Origin of the sequence: Planktothricoides raciborskii GIHE-MW2 (assembly GCF_040564635.1) — a bacterium.
Taxonomy (GTDB): domain Bacteria; phylum Cyanobacteriota; class Cyanobacteriia; order Cyanobacteriales; family Laspinemataceae; genus Planktothricoides; species Planktothricoides raciborskii.
On record NZ_CP159837.1, the window covers coordinates 2487135 to 2507468 of the forward strand.

Annotated in this window: 23 protein-coding genes; 10 read left to right on the forward strand and 13 right to left on the reverse strand. The window is 43.7% G+C overall.

The genetic code is table 11. The annotated features are described in order from the left end of the window. Positions 1–200 precede the first annotated feature (200 nt). On the forward strand, positions 201–992 hold the full coding sequence (locus tag ABWT76_RS10415) for a transposase (RefSeq protein WP_354636043.1): 792 nt from the start codon (positions 201–203) through the stop codon (positions 990–992). Continuing rightward, positions 982–1194: a hypothetical protein gene (locus ABWT76_RS10420; RefSeq protein WP_354636044.1), complete on the forward strand. Its 213-nt coding sequence runs from the start codon at positions 982–984 to the stop codon at positions 1192–1194. Before ABWT76_RS10415 ends, ABWT76_RS10420 begins: the two co-directional genes overlap by 11 nt. A 262-nt stretch (positions 1195–1456) precedes the next feature. Here the strand turns inward: ABWT76_RS10420 and ABWT76_RS10425 are convergent, their stop codons facing one another. Continuing rightward, complete coding sequence (locus tag ABWT76_RS10425) at positions 1457–2938, reverse strand: protein kinase (protein WP_354636045.1); 1482 nt, start codon at positions 2936–2938, stop codon at positions 1457–1459. Between the two features lie 455 nt (positions 2939–3393). Continuing rightward, a complete protein-coding gene (locus ABWT76_RS10430) occupies positions 3394–4221 on the reverse strand; it encodes a BMC domain-containing protein (RefSeq protein WP_054470084.1) in 828 nt (275 codons plus the stop codon). Between the two features lie 242 nt (positions 4222–4463). Between ABWT76_RS10430 and ABWT76_RS10435 the strand changes: the two genes are divergently transcribed. Next, positions 4464–5549, forward strand: coding sequence for a RuBisCO accumulation factor 1 (locus tag ABWT76_RS10435; protein ID WP_190880714.1), 1086 nt, complete (start codon positions 4464–4466; stop codon positions 5547–5549). 210 nt (positions 5550–5759) lie between these two features. Here ABWT76_RS10435 and ABWT76_RS10440 read toward each other — a convergent pair whose 3' ends face one another. After that, positions 5760–6173, reverse strand: a complete 414-nt coding sequence (locus ABWT76_RS10440; protein WP_054470082.1) for a M48 family metallopeptidase — start codon at positions 6171–6173, stop codon at positions 5760–5762. A gap of 193 nt (positions 6174–6366) precedes the next feature. Then, positions 6367–6723 (reverse strand): iron-sulfur cluster assembly accessory protein, encoded by a 357-nt coding sequence (locus ABWT76_RS10445; protein WP_054470081.1) that lies wholly within the window; start codon positions 6721–6723, stop codon positions 6367–6369. Between the two features lie 423 nt (positions 6724–7146). Between ABWT76_RS10445 and ABWT76_RS10450 the strand changes: the two genes are divergently transcribed. Continuing rightward, positions 7147–8796 (forward strand): DUF6930 domain-containing protein, encoded by a 1650-nt coding sequence (locus ABWT76_RS10450; protein ID WP_054470080.1) that lies wholly within the window; start codon positions 7147–7149, stop codon positions 8794–8796. A gap of 17 nt (positions 8797–8813) precedes the next feature. Here ABWT76_RS10450 and ABWT76_RS10455 read toward each other — a convergent pair whose 3' ends face one another. After that, entirely contained in the window at positions 8814–9824 is a 1011-nt protein-coding gene (locus ABWT76_RS10455; RefSeq protein WP_354636046.1) for an aldo/keto reductase, read from the reverse strand. 252 nt (positions 9825–10076) lie between these two features. On the opposite strand from ABWT76_RS10455, the gene ABWT76_RS10460 reads away from it, so the two are divergent. Beyond that, positions 10077–10280 carry a hypothetical protein gene (locus ABWT76_RS10460; protein ID WP_231636967.1) on the forward strand — a complete coding sequence of 68 codons (204 nt, stop codon included), beginning with the start codon at positions 10077–10079 and terminating at the stop codon, positions 10278–10280. Positions 10281–10478: 198 nt separating this feature from the next. On the opposite strand, the gene ABWT76_RS10465 is transcribed toward ABWT76_RS10460, so the two are convergent. From ABWT76_RS10465 to ABWT76_RS10475, 3 genes are all read right to left on the reverse strand, one after another. After that, positions 10479–10952, reverse strand: coding sequence for a tetratricopeptide repeat protein (locus ABWT76_RS10465; RefSeq protein ID WP_354636047.1), 474 nt, complete (start codon positions 10950–10952; stop codon positions 10479–10481). A 352-nt stretch (positions 10953–11304) separates the two neighbouring features. After that, the gene (gene psb27, locus ABWT76_RS10470; RefSeq protein ID WP_054470076.1) at positions 11305–11703 is read right to left on the reverse strand and encodes a photosystem II protein Psb27; all 399 of its coding nucleotides are present in this window, start codon (positions 11701–11703) and stop codon (positions 11305–11307) included. A gap of 259 nt (positions 11704–11962) precedes the next feature. Further along, positions 11963–12121 carry a hypothetical protein gene (locus tag ABWT76_RS10475; protein ID WP_156332113.1) on the reverse strand — a complete coding sequence of 53 codons (159 nt, stop codon included), beginning with the start codon at positions 12119–12121 and terminating at the stop codon, positions 11963–11965. Positions 12122–12181: 60 nt separating this feature from the next. Between ABWT76_RS10475 and ABWT76_RS10480 the strand changes: the two genes are divergently transcribed. Continuing rightward, positions 12182–12730, forward strand: coding sequence for a hypothetical protein (locus ABWT76_RS10480; RefSeq protein ID WP_054470075.1), 549 nt, complete (start codon positions 12182–12184; stop codon positions 12728–12730). A gap of 278 nt (positions 12731–13008) precedes the next feature. Continuing rightward, a complete protein-coding gene (locus tag ABWT76_RS10485; protein WP_354636048.1) occupies positions 13009–13434 on the forward strand; it encodes a DUF2809 domain-containing protein in 426 nt (141 codons plus the stop codon). Between the two features lie 242 nt (positions 13435–13676). Here the strand turns inward: ABWT76_RS10485 and purU are convergent, their stop codons facing one another. The 5 genes from purU to ABWT76_RS10510 form a co-directional block, all read right to left on the reverse strand. Next, positions 13677–14531: a formyltetrahydrofolate deformylase gene (purU, locus tag ABWT76_RS10490; protein WP_054470403.1), complete on the reverse strand. Its 855-nt coding sequence runs from the start codon at positions 14529–14531 to the stop codon at positions 13677–13679. 56 nt (positions 14532–14587) lie between these two features. Continuing rightward, positions 14588–15649, reverse strand: a complete 1062-nt coding sequence (locus ABWT76_RS10495) for a DUF4340 domain-containing protein (protein WP_082349233.1) — start codon at positions 15647–15649, stop codon at positions 14588–14590. Positions 15650–15811: 162 nt separating this feature from the next. Further along, entirely contained in the window at positions 15812–16738 is a 927-nt protein-coding gene (locus ABWT76_RS10500; RefSeq protein ID WP_054470410.1) for a diguanylate cyclase domain-containing protein, read from the reverse strand. A 26-nt stretch (positions 16739–16764) separates the two neighbouring features. Then, positions 16765–16935, reverse strand: coding sequence for a hypothetical protein (locus ABWT76_RS10505; RefSeq protein WP_156332141.1), 171 nt, complete (start codon positions 16933–16935; stop codon positions 16765–16767). A gap of 426 nt (positions 16936–17361) precedes the next feature. Continuing rightward, the gene (locus ABWT76_RS10510; RefSeq protein WP_054470301.1) at positions 17362–17712 is read right to left on the reverse strand and encodes a hypothetical protein; all 351 of its coding nucleotides are present in this window, start codon (positions 17710–17712) and stop codon (positions 17362–17364) included. A 1149-nt stretch (positions 17713–18861) separates the two neighbouring features. Between ABWT76_RS10510 and ABWT76_RS10515 the strand changes: the two genes are divergently transcribed. From ABWT76_RS10515 to ABWT76_RS10525, 3 genes are all read left to right on the forward strand, one after another. Then, positions 18862–19128 carry a diguanylate cyclase domain-containing protein gene (locus tag ABWT76_RS10515; RefSeq protein ID WP_354636049.1) on the forward strand — a complete coding sequence of 89 codons (267 nt, stop codon included), beginning with the start codon at positions 18862–18864 and terminating at the stop codon, positions 19126–19128. After that, entirely contained in the window at positions 19125–19454 is a 330-nt protein-coding gene (locus tag ABWT76_RS10520) for a diguanylate cyclase domain-containing protein (RefSeq protein ID WP_054470306.1), read from the forward strand. The genes ABWT76_RS10515 and ABWT76_RS10520 overlap by 4 nt, the downstream gene beginning before the upstream one ends. 246 nt (positions 19455–19700) lie before the next feature. Beyond that, on the forward strand, positions 19701–20249 hold the full coding sequence (locus tag ABWT76_RS10525; RefSeq protein WP_354636050.1) for a thioredoxin family protein: 549 nt from the start codon (positions 19701–19703) through the stop codon (positions 20247–20249). Positions 20250–20334 lie beyond the last annotated feature (85 nt).

Sequence of the window (20334 nt, forward strand, 5' to 3'; positions counted from 1 at the left end):
GTAAAGTTTTAAGAACAATTATGTTGACTAAAAAATCAATCTTATGTTGACTAAAAAATCAAGTATTAATGCAGGGGCAAGAAACCCGGTTTCTTAAGTCAACCTCTGCCACCCCACCGGCCCCTCCATAGAAACCCGGTTTCTAACCGCTTCAGGTGTTGAGGCCTTTCGACTTCGGCTTTCCAAGAAACCGGGTTTCTATGACATTTGTTCGTTGGTGGCTTTCGATGGTCGAAAGAAACCCGGTTTCTGCGCCCCTGGACAAGAAACCGGGTTTCTCTAAGAAACCTCTGCCACCCCACCGACCCCTCCATAGAAACCCGGTTTCTAACCCCTCCAGGTTTCCCACCGCCCCAGGTTTCTGCGCCCCTGGACAAGAAACCCGGTTTGATGCGATAATTTTTCTCGGTTTTCTTATCCTAAATCCTGATATGCCACGTCGCGAAGTTATCTTTCAAGCGGGTAATTATTACCATGTTTATAACCGAGGTAATAACCGTCAGCTAATCTTCTTTGAACAAGATAACTATACTTATTTTTTACGCCAATTAAGAACCCATTTGATGCATCGCGGCGTGGATATTATTGCGTATTGTTTGATGCCCAATCACTATCATTTATTAGTCTATCTGAACACTGAAAATTTTTCTAAGCTGATGCAGGCATTTACTTTGTCTTATGCTAAGGCGATTAATCAACGGTATAAAAGGGTAGGGTCACTATTTCAAGGACGGTTTCAGGCGATTCATGTAGATAAAGACGAATATTTATTAAATCTAACTCGTTATATTCACTTAAATCCCGTCGAGGCTAATTTAGTGGAGAAAGCAGAGGATTGGGAGTTTTCCAGTTATCAAGAATATGTTGATTTGCGTCGGGGTAGTTTGCCGAAATTGGATGGATTGGAGTTGGTTTCAGCGGATGCTTATCGGGATTTTTTAGAAGATGTAAATATGGAGAATATAAGCGAGGATTTAACTTTTGAAGAATAGCCCCAGAAACCGGGTTTCTTGCGTCAACCTTTGCCACCAAGGAAAAAACATCATAGAAACCCGGTTTCTTCTTTGCCGAAGTCAGTTAACCCCAAAACCTGAAGCGGCCCAGAAACCGGGTTTCTTGCGTCAACCTTTGCCACCAACCCCAGAAACCGGGTTTCTTAAGTTAACCTTTGCCACCAACGAACAAATATCATAGAAACCCGGTTTCTTGCCCCGGTTTCTGGTTTGCCGAAGTCAAGGGGTCCCAACACCTGAAGCGGTTAGAAACCGGGTTTCTATGTAAGGGCCGGTGGGGTGACAAGGGTTGTCTAAAGAAACCCGGTTTCTTGTCCCTGGGGCGGTGAGAAACCGGGAGAGGTTAGAAACCGGGTTTCTATCTAAGGGCCGGTGGGGTGACAAGGGTTGTCTAAAGAAACCCGGTTTCTTGTCCCTGTGTCCCTGGTTTCTTGTCCCTGGGGTTAGGTTGCTTTTTCGATCGCCCCTTTAAATTCTGCCGCCGTTTTATAATATAATTCTGGTTGATCTAATAAGGCGCGATCTATGATTTTGGCCAAAGATTCGGGAATCCAGGAAGCGCGATCGCGAATGGGCACCGGATTATTTTTCAACACCGCCAAAAATGGGTCTTGCCCACTCAAATCGCGGGGAATAAAACCTGTTAACATAAAATACAAACAAGCCGCCACAGCCCACACATCAACCGCCGGATCTGCATACTTAAAATCAATCACTTGTTGCCGGGGCATAAACGCCGGAGAACCTGCTTTATCACCACTCATGGTAAAGCCACTTAACCCCGCCAAATCAAACGCTTTTGATAACCCATAATCGCCGATTTTGGCCTGAAATTTTCCCCCTTCATGCACTAAAAAAATATTCGGCGGCTTAATATCCCGATGCACCAGACCGCGACCTTTACCAAAACCACCACCGGCCAATTTTACCGCCGGAATTTCCGCTTGATGAGCATAAATTAACCCATCCAAAACTTGTCGAGTAATTGTCAAAGCTTCATCAATTGATAAAGTTCGGCCAAGTTGTTGCATCAAATCACAAACATTGCCACCATTACAATATTCTAAAGTAAAAAAGAAATTGCCATCGGCAAAACCCGCATCTTTTAGTTTGACAATATTGGGATGATTTAACACCCTAGTATTTTCAATTTCTCGCTGAAACATTTCCACGGCGCGGGGACTGGCTGCGACTTGCGGTAACATGATTTTAAGGGCAACTTCTTCCCCGGTTTGCTCATTTTTGGCTAAATAAACTTCCCCAAAACCACCTTCACCCAATTTACGCAATAGGGTATAATGTTTAATCGACCTTAAATTTTCCTCACCAGCTTTTGCCCGCTTTAATAAACCTTTTAACCAGTCCCATAAATTCGGTTTTGGCGAATGAACTGTAGCACGATAAAGTGGCACTTTATCTACATTCGGGGTTGGTAAAAATTCCGGGTCGGAGACAATATCTACCGAAAAAATCGTATTACTGAGTTTAATTTTATCTCCGGGATTTAAGTCATATTCAGGAAACTTGATTTTTGCTCCTTCTTCGGGGCTGTGATGTGCTTCTCGTTGGCCAATTTTTTGGTCATTGACAAACGTGCCATTTTTGCTGCCAAAATCCCGCACCCGGATATTTGGGGGGTTAATATCCAGCAAACAATGATAACGGGAAATTGTGCGATGATATTCATCATCGGGTATTTTCGGATAGCAATCATCAGCCCGACCGATAATACAAGTAGCGCGGGAATCAAACTCAAATTTTTGTCCCGCTAGGTTGCCTTTGGTGATGGTTAAAATAACTTTTGCTGACATAATTTCCTTTTTGAGAGAGACGTTAGAAACCGGGTTTCTTAAGTTAACCTTTGCCACCAACCCCAGAAACCGGGTTTCTTTAGATAACCTTTGCCACCAACAAACAAATGTCATAGAAACCCGGTTTCTTGCCCCGGTTTCTTGCGCTGGTTTCTTCTTTGCCGAAGTCGAAGGGTCCCAACACCTGAAGCGGTTAGAAACCGGGTTTCTATGTAGGGGCTGGTGGGGAGGCAAAGGTTGTCTAAAGAAACCCGGTTTCTTGTCCCTGGGGCGGCCCAGAAACCGGGTAATTAACGTTAACCTTTGCCACAAACGAAAAAACATCATAGAAACCCGGTTTCTTGTCCCTGGGGCTAGAAACCTGGAGAGGTTAGAAACCGGGTTTCTATGTAGGGGCCTGTGGGGAGGCCGAGATTTCTTAGAGAAACCCGGTTTCTTGTCCCTGGGGTTAGAAACCGGGTTTCTCTGTAGGGGCTGGTGGGGTGGCAAAGGTTGTCTAAAGAAACCCGGTTTCTTGTCCCTGGGGTTTCTTGTCCCTGGGGTTTCTTGTCCCTGGGGTTTCTTTTCCCTTAAAGTAATTCTGAGCGATCTAAATATTGTTTTTTCTTTTCCATAACAGGTTTTGACTCCTCGATCGCCAAGGGAACTTTTTCGATTTCGGGAAGTTTTAACGGTTGTTTTTCCACTTCTTGTTTAAGCGCTTTCGGCGTTAACACGGGCAACGGTTCCGGTTTTTCGATCCAGCAGCTTGCTATGGGTAAAGTATGTTCTAGGTCTTCCAACGGTCGAGGAATCACCATCACCGCATTCAATTCGCCAATCCTCTCCGCTTCATACATCCCCGCTTCCACCGCGACTGCGACATCAGCCACGCGACCCCGAATAATTGCCGTACATAAACCATCCCCAATGGTTTCATAAGCAGCCATTTGCACGTTGGCAGCCTTCAGCATGGCATCAGCAGCGCCGACCATTGCCGGAAATCCGCGAGTTTCCAGCAGCCCGATCGCCTGATTACTTAAACGGGATGACCCTTGCTGTTCAAACGCCAACTCTGCCAACCGACTCCCCAGAGGAAACACCACTTCCATATTCGGCATTGGTCTAGGAATCACGGACTTAGAAACAAATTGGCCAAACTGTTCGGCAACCCGGGCGCCTTCTTCCACCGCCAACCGCACATCCGCTACTTTGCCTCGGATAATTGCCGTACAATAACCGCTGCCAATTTTCTCATAACCCACGAGGATTACACCAGCGGACTTTAACATCATATCCGCTGTGCCAATAATTGCCGGGAAACTCCTGGTTGAGACTAAACCTAAAGCACTTTCGCGAATATTTTCGATTTGTCTGATTCGCCGGGAATTACCTGGGAGTTTCCTTTGTACTTTCATAGACATTGACGTATTACCTTACTTATAAAAATATCTTAGACTGGTCAAATTTGAATTAATTTTCTGGCTGGTGGTTGGGGTGTAATTGATAATTGATAATTGTTAATTATCAATTATCAATTGTCAATTGTCAATTGTTAATTGTTTTCCCCCACACCCCCGCTCCCTATGATTTAATTTTTCTCTGCGGATGAGGACTGGCTGTGAGAAACTGAGAGAGGTATTGTTTTTCTCTTCGTTTTATGACTCAAATGCCTCACGACACTTCGGCAAATTCTCAACCCTCGGAAGAAACGATCGCTGAGTTATTACAACTCCTGATTTATAAACAAGGAACTTGGGTAGATTGGGGAAATGCTTGTCAAGAGTTAAAAAAAGCTGGCTATACGCCACAAAAGATTTTTGAAGAAACTGGATTTCAACCGCAGCAGCAAAATTTAATTATCGTTGCCTCCCAAGTCTATGATAGTTTAATTAAAGGGCAAGTGTCTGAAGCGGTGGCTGAGTATTTCTTAGGGCCACGCAGTGATGTTTTGCATGAGTTGCGGGTTTTGAACCAGGCCGATCGCGTGACAGCGGCAGAATTTGCGATGGAAAAAAATCTGGATGTGGATGCAGCCCATGAAATGGCCAAAGCGATGAAAGAATATGCGGTTTTGGCCAAAAAACCAGCGGGATTTTCTGCCCATCCTGGGGATACAATGGCTTATCAATATTGGAAAGTTGCGCGAGAAAAAAAGGATCTGCAACAGCGATCGGTTTTAATTGCCAAGGGTTTAAAGTTTGCCTATTCTCAAACAGCCCGACAAGAAATTGAGAAATTGCTGTTAGATTTTACCGTAGTGCCCACCCGGAAAGCCCCTTTGTTGCCGGTTTATCGCTTAGAGTCTGACGATGATTTATCTCAGATTATTCCCGTGTTGCGATCGCTGGATGCATCTCCCCAAGAATTTGCCGCTATGCCAATTTTAGAGAAAACTGGCGATTTTATGGTGGTGAATTTTTCCGGTTCTTGTGCTTTGGTTTCCTTACCGGGATGGCAAGTGATTTTGAATATCAGTGAACCCGTGGGCATATTATGCTCTAGCGAACAGTTACCTCAACCACTGCCCGGAAAACCGGAAGAGATTTTGGTGGTGGTCGATCGCACTTTACGGGAATGGAGTAGTCAGAGTTATTTCTTAGTTGCTAATGGGGACAAATTAGAAATTAACTGGTTTGATTCTGCCCCAGAAAGTCCCATTCTCGGACAAGTTATCGTGGTTTTACGACCGAAAAAGATTTTTGATGAGAATGCCGTGACTGAACCTTGGCAAATGGATGATTAACGGTTAACTAGCAATTAACTAGCCAGTAGCCTTCAAGATTCGCATACATACATAATTTGTGTTTTATCTATGTTTTATTTATGTTTTTGCGAATCTTGAATCCCTCGATAGACTCCGATGGACAATTGATGATTTTTGTCTAAAAAAATCAGAGCAAATCAATGGTGATTTTGTCTAAAATCGGCGAAAAAATTAGGGGTTTTTATCGGGCTAAAATAGCCATTTTTGCACTTGAAGTAAGCTTTTCCATTCCGGTTTTCTGGTCAAGCCATCGGCGATATTTTGTTTCACTTCATCGTGCAATTCTGAGGAAGCGATGATTAGTTGTTGGGTTAATTCAATATGCGGACGAACCCCTTTTTCGCCACTGTCGAGCATGGCTACCGCTAGGTTTACCCGGGCTTGTGGATCTTGAGGATTCAGTTTTACGGCTTTTTGAGCCGCTTTATAAGCATTTTTCGGTTTATCGACTAATAAGTATAGCCAAGCTAAACAAGTCCAAGCATTGCTATTTTTGGGGGTGCGATCGCACAGGTCTTTAAATACAGGAATCAGGGTAGCTGGGTCTTCCCCCGCTTGATAGCGTTGTAAACCCTCATTAAACAGTTCGTCGATTTGAGTCATGTCTTTAATTAGATAATTCGATTCGTGGATAATTTTTCTGGTCTGGTTATTGGTTGATTGTTGTTGGTTGTTGGTTATTGGTTATTTGCTGTTCGTTTTGAAAATCCAATCACAAACAACCAACAACAACAAACAACCAACCAATAACGATAACCGCGATCGCGGTTAATAACCAACAGTCAAGATACCAGATTTAAGCCGAAAAGGAATTACCACAGCCACAAGTTTGGGTGGCGTTGGGGTTGGTAAACTGGAAACCACCGCCAATCATGGCATTTTTATAATCCAGGACAAGGCCATAGAGATAAAGTAAACTTTTAGGGTCGCAAACCACCTTAAAGCCCTCGTAATCGTAAACTTCGTCTTTCTCGGTGATTTGGCTGGCGTCTTCAAAGTCCATTGTGTAGGACATACCAGAGCAACCCCCTTGACGGACTCCCACACGCAAGCAGAGGTCTTTTTCTTGTTGCTTACGCAGTAGTTGAATCTGCTGGAGAGCGCTTTCGGTCATTTGGATGCCTTTTTGCGACGACTGAGTTGCTGTTGCCATCAGGTTCTAAGACTCCTTCTTGAATATAGGATAATGAGTTATTTTCATTTTAGCCCCATTGCTGCTTTGTGCCACTGGACTCGATATGTCAAAATGAAAGCGGTTCCTTAACCCGATAAAATGGTGAAAATGGTGAAAAGGGTGAAAGCAGAATGGTTGAATGGGGTCAAATCCTCTGCTGGGCGCCAAGTCATGGCTGGTTGCCAAGTCATTGGGCTAGGCAAAACGTCAGAAGTCGTCAATAATACTGATTGTAATTTTGAACCACTTTGTAGGATGTTAGGTAAGGAATGTGACTCCATATTTCTCGATCGCGATAATTGCTGCGGAAAAAGATCCTCACTAGGTCTATTGTTGTCCTCTACAAACTCCCGGATTTATTCCCTAACTGGTTCCATAATTCGTTAATTTATTTATAAATTTATGGCTGCATTGAATCGCTCCACTCGTCGTCGCTTAAAAAAACTGCCACAAATTCCCAACAGCGTGTGGGAGGGCGATCGCCGTCGGTTAGCTCAACCGTTACCGATGGGCTATATAGATGACCCACAAAATCCAGACGGTGGCGGCGATTGTATTTTGTGGGTGGATGGATCCCAAGGAATTGTCCGAGCAATGGATGTGGTGTCCCCACAAACTGGACCTGCGGCAGTTGTCCGCACGTTGTTGCGAGGGATGGAGCATCCTCACAGTCCCGGAAATCCGGCTCGTCCGCAGAAAATTGTGGTCAAAGACCGGGAAATTCAGTTTTTCTTGCGGGGAGTGCTGCAAGAACTGGACATTGATATTGAATATGTCCCGGACTTACCTTTAATTGATGAAATCTTTCGCGGTTTTTCCGAGGCGATGGATAATCGACCGGAAGCGTTACCCCGGAAATATGCCAGCTTATTGCTAGAGAAAAGCTATCAAATTTGGCAAGATGCCCCTTGGGAATTCCTGGGAGATCACCAAATTTTGACAGTGGAAATCAATCAGTGGGATGTGGACAATATTTATATTTGTGTGATGGGGATGCTGGGCCTCGATTATGGCATTTTGTTATATCGGTCTTTGGATTCCCTGAAGCAGTTTCGCCAACGCGCCATTGAAAGAGAGTCTGGGGAAGATATCGAAGAAGCTTTTCTCTCCCAAGATTGTTTATTTGTCACCTTTGAAAGCGCTGAAGAATTAGACGATGATGATGAGATCGATCTGGCGAATGCAGATGTAGAAGATATTGAGCCTTCGTTTGGCAATTTGCATCCCCTGGAAGGACTGCGGTCAATTCTTTATGAAGAGGAAGCACTGATTACCCTAGTTTCCCTGGAAGCTTTGCATCGCTTTATTAAATCCTATCGCCGCAAATTGGCCGATAATGAGTTTCCGACGTTAAGTAGTCGCTATAGAATTCCGGTGCCCCCAGAAGCGGAATTGGGCAAAAGGGAAATATCGGTGCAAGTGGCTACCCTGCCAGAGGTGTCTGAAGAACTCTATCAAATGAGTCTGATTGCTCAACGTCAACGGGAAGAGATGGAGGCGCCGCCTCGGTTACAAGATGACCTGGTGCCGGAAAATTCTTTTTTGGGTTTAGGGTTGATTCCTTGGGATGTTGTGGAGCTACTGCGGCAAAGGTTGAGTTGTTATCAGTCCGCTGATGTGACCCAAGATGGGGATGGGTTGCCGGTGATTTTGATTCAAACCACGCGACCCAAGGCGAAAAAGTTGATTGCCGATTTGGATCGGGTCGGCCCGATTCAAGGAATTGGATTTAATCAGGGAGAGGAACCGGGAATCGATCAGCGTTATGACCTGGGCATTTTACAGAGCAAAAACGGTGATTTACATTTGTTTGGGGAATTTTTAGAGGATGACCCGGTTCATCAAGAGGCGCGGAAAAAGTGGGACGATCGCTGCCAAAAAACTCAGGGCTATTGCGGATTGTTAATTGCTATGGGTTTAACCGGGGCTTCCCGAGGCAATCCCCAACTGAAAGATATGATGGGCCTGTTTGAGGTGCGATCGCTCTCGGAAAAAGACTTAGGACTCGGTGTGCTCCGCCGAATGCCGATTATACCGATGCCTCCCCTTTAAATTCCCTTTAAATTGTTTCAAGTCCAAGCCCGGAAAAAGGTGTTGTCTTCCCATTGGGCTGCGGTGCGTTGTTCAATTTGGGCGATCGCGGTTTGACTCAGGGGTTGAAACCCTTGGGCAACCGCCACATTCGCCGCCAACTGTGCCACACTATCTGCGGCGACGATACAACAATGCACTCCGGGCTGAGAGAGGCTATAGCCCATTGCTTGCGCCATGCCATCGAGAACCCCAGAGGTCAAAAGTTTGCCGTAAGCGGGGACTTTCATGGCAATGACGCCAATATTTTTCCGTTGGGCAACGGGTAAGACTTGGGAAATAAAGGAACGGGGATGATGGCGTTCGGCGGCATTCACGGGAATTAATGTGGTGTCAAAGGGATACCGCTCTAATCCTTTGACAATAATATCCGGTTCGTGGTGTCCGGTGATGCCGCTAAACCGGATAATTTTTTGGGCTTTGGCTTCTTCGATCGCTTTGATCGCCCCGTTAGACTGAAAAATTTGGTCTAATTCCGAGTCAAAGGATACATGGTGCAGTTGCCACAGGTCGAGATAGTCCGAGTTCAAGCGTTGCAGCGATCGCTCTAATTCTCGCCAAGCCCCATCCCGATCTCGGGCAGAAGTTTTCGAGGCGAGGAATATCTGCGATCGGTACGGTGGCAAGACTTTTCCTAAATAATCTTCACTCGGCCCATAACTTGGTGCCGTATCAAAATAGCGAATGCCTAATTCCAGGGCTTGTTCAATAATTTTGACGGCGGCTGATTCTTGATCCAATTTAGACAAAGGAGTTTGTCGAGAAGCACCGCCAAGGCCAAAAATCGGCAGGGACTGCCCCGTATTACCTAATAATCGTTCTGGTATGGTTGGGTTGACCGGCAGAGTTAAAGGTATGTTGCTGCTGGGGGGGACATTCGCGGATTTTTCCGGTTGACTTGAGGCAGAACAAGCGATCGCCCCTCCAGCCGCCATCATACTTAGGGTTAAAAAAGACCGGCGCGTGGTTTTTATGGCTTTTTTCGTCATTTTGTCCTCTTTATTTTATTTTGTTTCAGTTTTTTATTTTTCTATATTTTATTTATAATTCCCTTCCCTTTGATTTTGTCTTGGTTTAATGGTGATGAAAATCAGTTTAACTAATGATCTCCATCACATAAACTTTGGATTTATGTCACGAAAATTACTGCGTAAAATCACCAGGGTGGCTGCTTAAAATCACCAAAATTATTAAAAAAATATTAGAGAATATATGGTGAATAGTCAATTGAAGTCACGATCATGATGCCAGATCAAAGTTATCTCATCTATTCTCAGGTGAGTAAGCTATTTAGCAAAATCTGGAGTCAAGGCGGTTTAACTGCGAGCGATCGCCAACGACTGATGTTTGCCCTGCTGAAAACCTCCCTGTGTGAAGAAGAACTGTCTACCATCGATCGCATACTCCATGCGGTTCGGCGCGGATGGCTGCAAATCATCGATTAATCTCAAGTTCTCGGATTCAACTTCTCGGACTCAAGTTCTCGGAATTCATTGATCAAGAAAATAGAGCCGAAAATAGGGAGCAATTTTCCCGACTCGCTGACCGGAAATTGCCCATGTTAAACCCTAATTTTTGGTAAATTATTACCATAAAATTTAACGGATATTTTATGGGACATGACTAAAGCTTTACATTCAGGATTAACTTAGACGAGCGGTGCATTCTAGGATCAGTTTTTGGTTGATCAGTGAATAAGGCTGAACCTCTAAAGCTTGACGAAAAGCTGCGATCGCGGCTCGATATTCTCCCACCGCTGCATAAGATAATCCCAACCCATGCAGCGCCCCAAAATGAACGGGATTCAGTTGTAAGACCATTTCACAGTCTTTGATGGCTTTTTGATATTTGCCCACACTGTAATACAGCACCGCTCGTCGATTCCATGCTTCCGCAAAATCCGGTTGGTCTTTAATCAATTCATTCAGGATCGCTTCCGCTTCTTGTATTTTGCCCAACTCTAATAACATTTGCGATCGCTGAAGAAATTCTAAGCCATAGACGCCCTTTTGATGAAACCAAATATGCCACAACTGATGAGTGGCATTGGCTCTAACTTGTTCTTCGGGATTTTTTAAGTCTTGCAGTAATTTGTCTAAGGATGGATGATTCATCATGCTTGAATTACCATATTTTTATCCAAAAGTATAGCACAATCTAACATTCAATTCCACTGCACCTTGAATGTGACGGCAGAAGATAAAGAGGCGACAAAATTATATCAAAATTATATCAAGATTATATCAAGATTATATAATAGAAATATTATATAATAGACTTTTTGCTTTCCCAAGCTAAAAAGGGAGGATTTTTAGCTTGGGAAAGCAAAAAGTCTATTATCTGAATTACTGAATAGTTTCATCATTAAAAATCATCTAATGTATAAACATATAGCAGAGACAGCAGGTTTTAATTAGTTTCTACAAATCGCAGATAATGAATTGCAACCTACTGCTCTGGGTTTCCAGATTAAACCCCTTGTCTCAAAGATGCTTCTACCTGTTTAAACTCTTGCTCTAAGCGGTTCTTTAATTTCTCTGGCACCGGACGGTTGGGATAGTAATTGTAATGACCGGCCAAACCATTTAAAGCGGTACGCATAGTAGTGAAAGATGGCAGTTTGGCGATATTCGGATCGCGGACATAGCGAGAAGCATATTCATTAATGACTTGACGTGCTTCTGCTTGAGCGGCGATTTTTTCCTCAGAACCTTCTGGCAATTCAATGGCGGTTCTTAAGCTGCTCACCAAATTGAGGGTATCTTGAGTGTAATTACCCGTGAGAATTCCCGTACCCCCGGAACAACCCATCAAACCGATCGCCATAACTAAGACTAAAGCTAGAAGCTTAGAAAATATTTGTTTCATAAACCTGATAAACGCAAATCCAAATTCACCACCATCGTAGCTTGGATTGGGATCGGAGCGATCGCTGTTTCGACATAAACTTCTCTGAATCTATCCACGATCTATCGGTTTTTTGGGGTGTGGGGTGTAGCCCTTCGGCAGGCTCAGGGTAAGAGGTGTGGGGTGTGGGGAACCGCTGCTCCTCTGCCCCCCACACCGATGGCGGCCCCATACCCTACACCCCACACCCCTGTTGCCAGTCAAAAAACTGTCCCATGTTCTACGGAATAAGCAAGGGCGATCGCTCATCCCTGGAAGGAGACAAAAACAAATCACCACAAGACTTTTCCTTGATCACAAAGGTGCGATCGCACCCACCAGTCCACAGCAAAAAAATAGTCAGCCAACAAACCTGCACAAGCTCATCACTTGAACTCAAATAGACCACCTAGAGTTGGAATATCAAAAGTTCAGATACAACTCAAAAGGAACAAACACCATGAAAAGCTTAATCAAATCCGCAACTCTCTCTGCTTTATCAATCGTCGTTATGGGTTCTACCGTCGTCGCCAGTGGTGCCGCCAATGCAATGGATCCAATCACCGGCAAACAAGGTGTCACCACCAATTATATTGGCGCTACAGCCGGTGGCAGCTTTAACACCGTAGAAGACAGTGATCAAAGTGTCTTCACCGGCGGGCTGCAAGGTCGAATCACCACCCCGAATGCCCCGATATCTTTACGCGGTGCCGCTTTGTTCAATGATAAAGCCGCTGCCCTCGTCCCGGAAATCACCTACGATTTAGCCGTGACTGACAACGCCAATATTTACGTCGGTGGAGGCTATTCTTTCATCACCAAAGAAGATGAATTAACCGCCCTGGGAAATCGTAATGCCCCAGTCGTCACCCTCGGAGGAGAAATGCAGTTGCGAAACAATGTGGTCATCTTTGGTAATGGCAAAATGGGGATTAATGCTTATGACAATACCAACAGTGACAACGAACTAGCCTTCTCGGTTCAAGCGGGTGCCGCCTTTAGCTTTTAAGGCGATCGCTCACCAGGGGAGTGTGGTGTCAGCAAATCATCATTAAATCATCATAAACCAATCGGGGGTGCAGCGTCACCCCCGATTGGTTTTCCCGCAGAAATCTCCAGAAAAGATTTATTTTTGGCAGAAATATCGCGTAATTCCAGAAAGCGTTAAAGCGGAAAACAATAATTTTATCATCCACTCATCCTCAATCCAGGAAAATAACCCGTTTCTCCAGATATTTTAGGCATAATAGACACAACAACCTTAGAAATTTGCTCAAAATAACCCTTATGAATTTCCCATTTTCTCCCCAACATCGGTTTTTTCGTTATCGCCTAGCACTGCTGATCAGTATTCTGGCGATCGCTCCCTTGGGCTTAATGATAAAATTCTATCGCGGGCCGGGGCAAGAATGGTTAAATAATAGTTTTGGCGGAGTGCCTTATGAGATTTTTTGGATCTTGATCGTGGTCTTAATTAGGCCGCAAATTTCCCCAATATGGGCGGCAGTGGGCGTGTGTCTTGCTACCTGTTTATTAGAATTTCTCCAATTGTGGCAACCGCCATTTTTACAAGCCATTCGCGCCACTTTAATCGGGCGTTTGGCTTTGGGCAATACATTTCAGTGGTCAGATTTTCCCTATTATTTTATTGGCAGTTTTATTGGTTGGGCGGGTATAGCAGTAATTCAACATCAAACCATTAGAAAAAAATAAAATTTAACCAAAATATTAATAATACTATAAACTTTGGTGATTAATATTATTTAATTATCAAATATAAATAATATAAGGTTCACAGACAGAGCGATCGCCTAGGGTTGATTTGTGAGTAGGGTTGATTCGGGAGTAGGGTTGATTCGGGAGTAGGGTTGATTCGCCAGTAGGGTTGATTCGCGAATCAACCCTACTGAATGCTTACAATATATATAGGAATTACGCCCAAATCTGACGAATGATTAAGCAAAAACGACGGTGCGATCGCCATAGACTAAGACGCGATTTTGTAAGTGCGATCGCACTGCCCGGGCTAACACCATTCGCTCTAAATCTTTGCCTTTGCGGATTAAATCATCAACATCATCCCGGTGGCTGACTCTGACCACATCTTGCTCAATAATTGGCCCTGCATCTAGGTCTGGGGTGACATAATGAGCGGTTGCGCCAATAATTTTGACGCCCCGCTGATAAGCTTGATGATACGGTTTCGCCCCGGCAAAGGCGGGCAAAAATGAGTGATGAATATTAATCACATTATTAAAGCTGCTCAAGAAATCCGCACTCAATACCTGCATATATTTGGCCAGGACAACTAAATCAATCTGGTAATAGTTTAATAGTTCTAATTGTTTGGCTTCTTGTTCGGCTTTATTGGCTTTGGTAATCGGCATATGGTAAAAATCTGCCCCAAATTGACTGGCGATCGCTTTTAAATCCGGGTGATTACTAATAATCAGGGGAATTTCCGCTAAAAATTCTTTTGCTTCATGTCGCCATAGCAAATCTAACAAGCAATGGTCTTGGCGACTAACCCAAATTGATAGTCTAGGCACCCGATCGGAAAAGTGCAGTTGCCAAGTAGCATCGAGGGATTTAGCTAAACTTGCCACCGTCGGGGCGATCGCCTCTCTGGACAAATCAAATCCCTCTAATTGCCACTCAATCCGGGTCAGAAATAACCCAGCGGCAAAATCCGTATGATGGTCAGCATGAATAATATTACCATTATGGCAATAGATAAAATTGGCAATTTTTGCCACTAATCCACGTTGGTCTGGGCAAGAAAATAGTAAAGTTGCTGTTGGTGATTTCATATTTAATTTTAGTCTAACAAGCTTAATTTTTGGTTAGATTACGGGTAATTACCTGATTATTCATAATTTTCCTCTGGGAGACTTTCTGGATTCATGGGTTCCGTCGTTTCTGGATTTGGCGCCGAACTTTCCGGGGTTGGTTCTAATGTTTCTGGTTCAGGGTTATTTTCCGGGGCGGGATTTTCCGTTTCATTGCTGGGCGGCAAAGTTTCTGGCGTTTGTTCTGGATTTAATTTGGCAGGACTCTCCGGAGTTGTGGCTGGATTTTCTTCTAAAACTGCCGCTGGTTGTTTCCAGTCTTCTAGGGTGCGATCGACCGCATACTCAAAATTTTTGGAAACCACTAAAACCGTTTGATTTTCGGTTTCTGGCAGCGGTGGATTCACTTGAGCATAAATAGCGTTGCCGCTAAATTCTGATTTGCCCAGAATCATTTGATAAATTCTCTGGTCTTTGAGGATCACTTCGATAATGGCAACCGGAGGATTTAACCCATATTCTTTAACTTGTTCCGGGGTAGCGGTCAAAGTTTGCTGACTGCGATCGCTGACTAATTGTTCTAATAAAAACGATACATAAGCCTCATTAGCATAAACTTTTTCCTGAAATGTCTGGGTTGACTTCTCTGGCATTCGATCGGGACTTTGACTATTTTCCGTAGCCGCAGTTTCTTCTGCGTTGACGGTTTCTTCAGCGGTTTCGGCGGGAGTTTCTGCCCCATTTTCTTCAGCAGTTTCGGCGGGAATTTCTGCCGCTGTTTCTTCAAGAGTTCCCGTTTCGGCGGGAGTTTCTGCCGCTGTTTCTTCAGGATTTGCCGTTGCTTTCGGGGTGGCTTTTGGGGATGGCTTTTCTTCCTTTGCTTCTGCCACTTCTAGAATTTGCATTAACCAGAGGTCTTGGGGCGTAGATAAATCCGATGCGCGTTCAAAGCGTAATGTTTGGCTTTGAGTTTTGACGAATAAAGCTTGAACATCTTCTTCTTTAAATTTAAATAGTTTTCTGGCAAAAGCTTCTTTCGCTTCTTGGGCGGGGATAATTAAAGTTTCATAGTAATAGAACGCTCCACCCATAAGCAGAGCACCGAACAGCAATATTATCGTAGAACGCTGAAATTTCATTTTGATCCTTTTTTATCCTTTTTTATCCTTGGGTTGGGCGATTTGTGGTTAAGTTGTTGTTGCTGGACAGGAAGAGGGATTGTTTCAGTGGATCCCTAGATTTGGAGGCGCAAAGCATGGCCAACCGAATCTTGACTCTGTGCGATCGCTTATTCCTCGCGATCACAGATCGCGATCTGTTGAGGATCTTACCTGATTTCGTCCGTTGCTTTTCGCTCGATACAAAGCGCGATCGGCCATTTCAATTAAATTGTTGGCAGAGGTTTCATCGTTGGGAATGACTGTGGCAACTGCTAGACTCAAGGTGACATAATCAGAAACCTGGGAAATCACATGAGGCAGATGCAAGGATGCCACATTTTGGCGAATTTGCTCGGCAATTGCTGTGGCTGAATCGAAATTAGTTTCTGGTAGAATCACCGCGAATTCTTCGCCCCCATACCGAGCCACAAAATCCGCTGCACGTTGGACTGAACTGGCTAATGTTTGTGCCACTGTTCTCCGACACTGATCCCCAGATACATGGCCATAGGAATCATTAAAATTCTTAAAGTAATCAATGTCGATCATAATCAACGCCGAGGAGGTTTCCCGGCGTTGCGATCGCCTCCATTCTCCCTTCAGGACGCGATCGAACTGACGACGATTGGGGATTTCGGTGAGTCCATCAATTTCTCCCAGACGCTCTAATAGCTCTTGCTTGCGCTTCAGTGATAGATGGGTTTTGACCCGTGCTAATACCTCTCTTTGTCCAGATGGTTTAGTAATATAATCTACTCCCCCCGCATCAAATGCTTTGACTTTACTATCTTCATCATCTATGGCCGTGATAAATATAACCGGAATAGCTTGAGTGGCTGGTTCTGATTTTAAAAGGTGACAAGTTTCAAACCCATCAATACCGGGCATCATCACGTCCAGCAAAATCAGATCGGGAAGTACAAACAACCCTCGCTTGATTCCCATTTCCCCATTGCGAGCCGAAATGACGGTCAATCCTGCTGGTTTGAGAATTCCAATAATTACTTTGATATTTGTTTGATCGTCATCAATAACTAAAATCACACCATCATCGCGACGATCTGGCATCGTATTCTCCCAAATATGATCTTTTTTCATCTACTATTATTATTGGTATTGATGTATTTAGTCAACAACTCTAAAATTGGCTCTTCCTCTAGTTTCTCCGCATATTCCCGGATAGTCTGAGTAAAAGCCCGATATTGGTGGCTGATTTGCGCCATTTCATTCACCTTGGCTTGGACTTTTTGCAGATCGCCGAACATGGTTAATTCCTAGAGTGCTTCTAAATCCTCAATGCGGGGATATAATTGGTAAATTATAAAACGCCACTTGAAACAGCAGTGGCGCTTTATATATTATCTTAATCAGACAATTCCTTCAGCAACTCCGAGTAAATCATCGCAGCCACCTTTCGCATAGTTGCACCACGGGCGGCATAAAGTGCTTTTCCGCTAAGTTTTTGCAAGGAACCATCAGGCAGTAATTGATAAGCACGGTTCAGCCAATATTAGAGAATTCGGCGAATGGTGTTTCAACAAACTTTTTGTTGAATTTGCCGTTCTCTGTAAGAGCCATTTCAAAATTGTTATTGACGTACAGCCACATTATCGATCGCGCCATTCCTGACCCTTTTGCCTTGGACTTTGAATTGACAGTCGCGCCTGATTTTCGGACAACTTCTCCCAGCCCTAAAGCTTGTCGGAAGCGCCGCTGCGATTTTTTTTAGTCAGATGCTTCGGGTCTTTTTTCTCTTGTCCTATCGTATAGTCAATAATTGGTTTCCCATCTTTAAGGTATTTAGAAAAAGGGAAAATGCGAATCAAAATCCAAGCCCGCGACCGATGGCCAAACATACATTTAGAAAATACACGATGGTAGGGGACAAAAAGTGGATCGGCAAGTAGCTTTAGCAATCGCTCCTCCAACCGCGCCTCACTGGAATGCATCAAGCAGATGATGTAGGCAAGCTCGCGGGTTTCGTCAGAAATTCCGGTCGCACTGCCAAATTCTAGCGCTTCGTTGTACTCTCTTGCGACCAATCATTGAGACTTCTGAGACCCACGCCCCAAACCACGCAATCGAGGTCACTGACCCGCTTACCCCAGGTGTGATCGGTGCTGCCGCTGCATCGCATACTCATACCGGCGCTCAAATTTCTGGGAATACTTCCGGGAGTTCTGGGAATGTTACCGGGATAGCTGCGATCGCGAATGGGGACACCGGGCCTAGTACCGTTGCTGCGGCACGTAGTAATTTGAAGGTAGAATAAGTGAAATTTCTATTACTTTTAGTACAGGATGGTCAAATTATGGCTCTTATTGGCCGTTAAAAATTAATAAATTCTCAAATCTAATTATTATCAATGGACTGGTAACTCGTACAACAGGAACCAATTATATAATTTTTACCTTGCCAACGGATGCTAGACCTGTAGTATTTATTTTATCAAATTGTTGGGGGTTTTGGAACGGAATCTACCAACAATGTCGAGTAGATTTTTACCTTAATGGCAATGTAAGCTTGATATATGCCACCCAAACAATTCCCTCAGTAATTCCCTGGCTTCAAATTAACGCTACTTTTGTCACCGCTAATCCTTAACCCAAATGGATCCTATTTTTGTTGGTTAGGGATTCCTGTCGCATTAAGGTTCCTTGCAATTTTTTAAGTGCGATCAATGAGTTATTGAATAAAGTCAAAGCTTTTGAGGTGGGAGCTTCGGATTTTATTACTAAACCGTTCCATGTGTAATTTTAGTCATAATCGAAAATAAATTAACGATTCAAAGACAAAAATAACAGTTAAAGCAAGAAATTAAGGAACGATAAAAAAACTAACAAGCTTTGGCAAATTATAGAGCGGAGCGTTTTTAGCCAGTTTTTTAAATAGTTTCATCGAAGGGATTGCCGCATTTCATGCGGTGCGCGATCGCGATGGTAAAATTGTTGATATTGTTCAGCTTGAGTGTTTTTTGGCCAATCATGTGACCAACAAAATATTAGGCATAGCCCCAGATAATTTACCCAGAAAAAGATTATTAAAGTGATATCCTAATTTGCGGTAATAACAAAAAAATATTGGTTATTTTTTGTTTAAAAATAATTAAATTTTTAAACAATTGTCTTAATAAAATCGCCTAAATTAAAGTAATTATTCATGGATTATTCATCAAGTTATGCGATATTTTTGTGATTAATTTCCGCGATATTAGTCAACATAAACAGATCAAAGCTGAATTAAAGCGTCTGGCAAATGTAGATGGCTTAACTCAGGTGGCAAATCAACGGCGATTTGATGAATGTTTGCAAAATGAATTGCGCCGCTGTATGCGGGAAAAACATCCTTTATCTTTAATTTTATGTCATGTGGATTCGTTTAAAGCTTACAATGATACTTATGGCCATCAAGCTGGAGATAAAAGACGCAAGTCGCCCAAGCTATTGTTAAGAGTGTGAAACGAGCCGGAGATTTAGTAGCTCGATATGGGGGCGAAGAGTTTGCGGTGATCTTGCCGAATACTCACGCCCCTGGAGCAATGGAAGTTGGGGAAATCATTCGCACTCATGGGCAAAAATTGCAAATTGCTCACCGAAAATCAAGCGTCAGTGGATCTGTCACTGTCAGCTTGGGGGTTATTCAACGGTTTCTACGGTTGTTCCCACGAATCAATTTTCCTCAGAATTGCTGGTTGCCGCTGCGGATCAAGCTCTTTATCAGGCAAAATCTCAAGGACGCGATCGCGTTTTGTTTGAGCAATTGTCTCCTAGTTAGATATTGTTGATTATTGATTGGTGATTATTGATTGTTGATTATTGATTATAAAAAATAACAAGTGACAAATAACAGACAACAGATAAATTTTAGGGCAAATAAATTTTTTATTTGGAGTTCACAAATGTTTGCCCGTTTTAATAAACTAATGGGATAAGCAAGGCTTTTGGGTTTGGGCAGATCAGTCATCCCATAAAACCCGATCGCGCTCATAATGACGAAATCGTTTAGTTGATAGTACCTAGAGATAAGTTTCATGGAACAGATCGATACTTCTATCGGTGTTCATGCTCCAGATTTTGAATTACCGGGAACCGATGGTAAAGTTCACCACTTAGGTCGTTATTTGCGAGAGGATCTGGCGGTGGCCGTGGTCTTCTTGGCCAATCAATGTCCTAATGTCCAACAATATATCGAACGGTTAAAGCAGCTTCAGGCTGAATTCGGCGATCGCGGCTTGTTGGTAATTGGAATTAATTCCAACGATGGCAGCGAATCTCCCGAAGATAGTTTAGAAGCAATGAAGCGCTTTGCAGCGGAGCATCAACTTAATTTTCCCTATCTACGGGATGCCAATCAGGATGTCGCCCGTAGTTTCCAAGTCTGCCAAACCCCCGAATCTTTTCTGTTAGACCAAAAAGGGGTGATCCGTTATCACGGGGCAATTGATGATAGTCCCGGAAATTCCCATGAGGTAGATTCCGCTTATTTACAGCAGGCGATCGCCCAACTGCTGGCCAAAGAATCCATTACGATTAACTCTACCGAAACCAAAGGTTCATCGGTGAAATGGCGCTCACCCTAAATGCAGAATCCACTCTTGGCTATAGTTTTATTACTAATATGCAATTAATAATAAAAAGGATCAAAGCCTAGAGATTGATGGGATT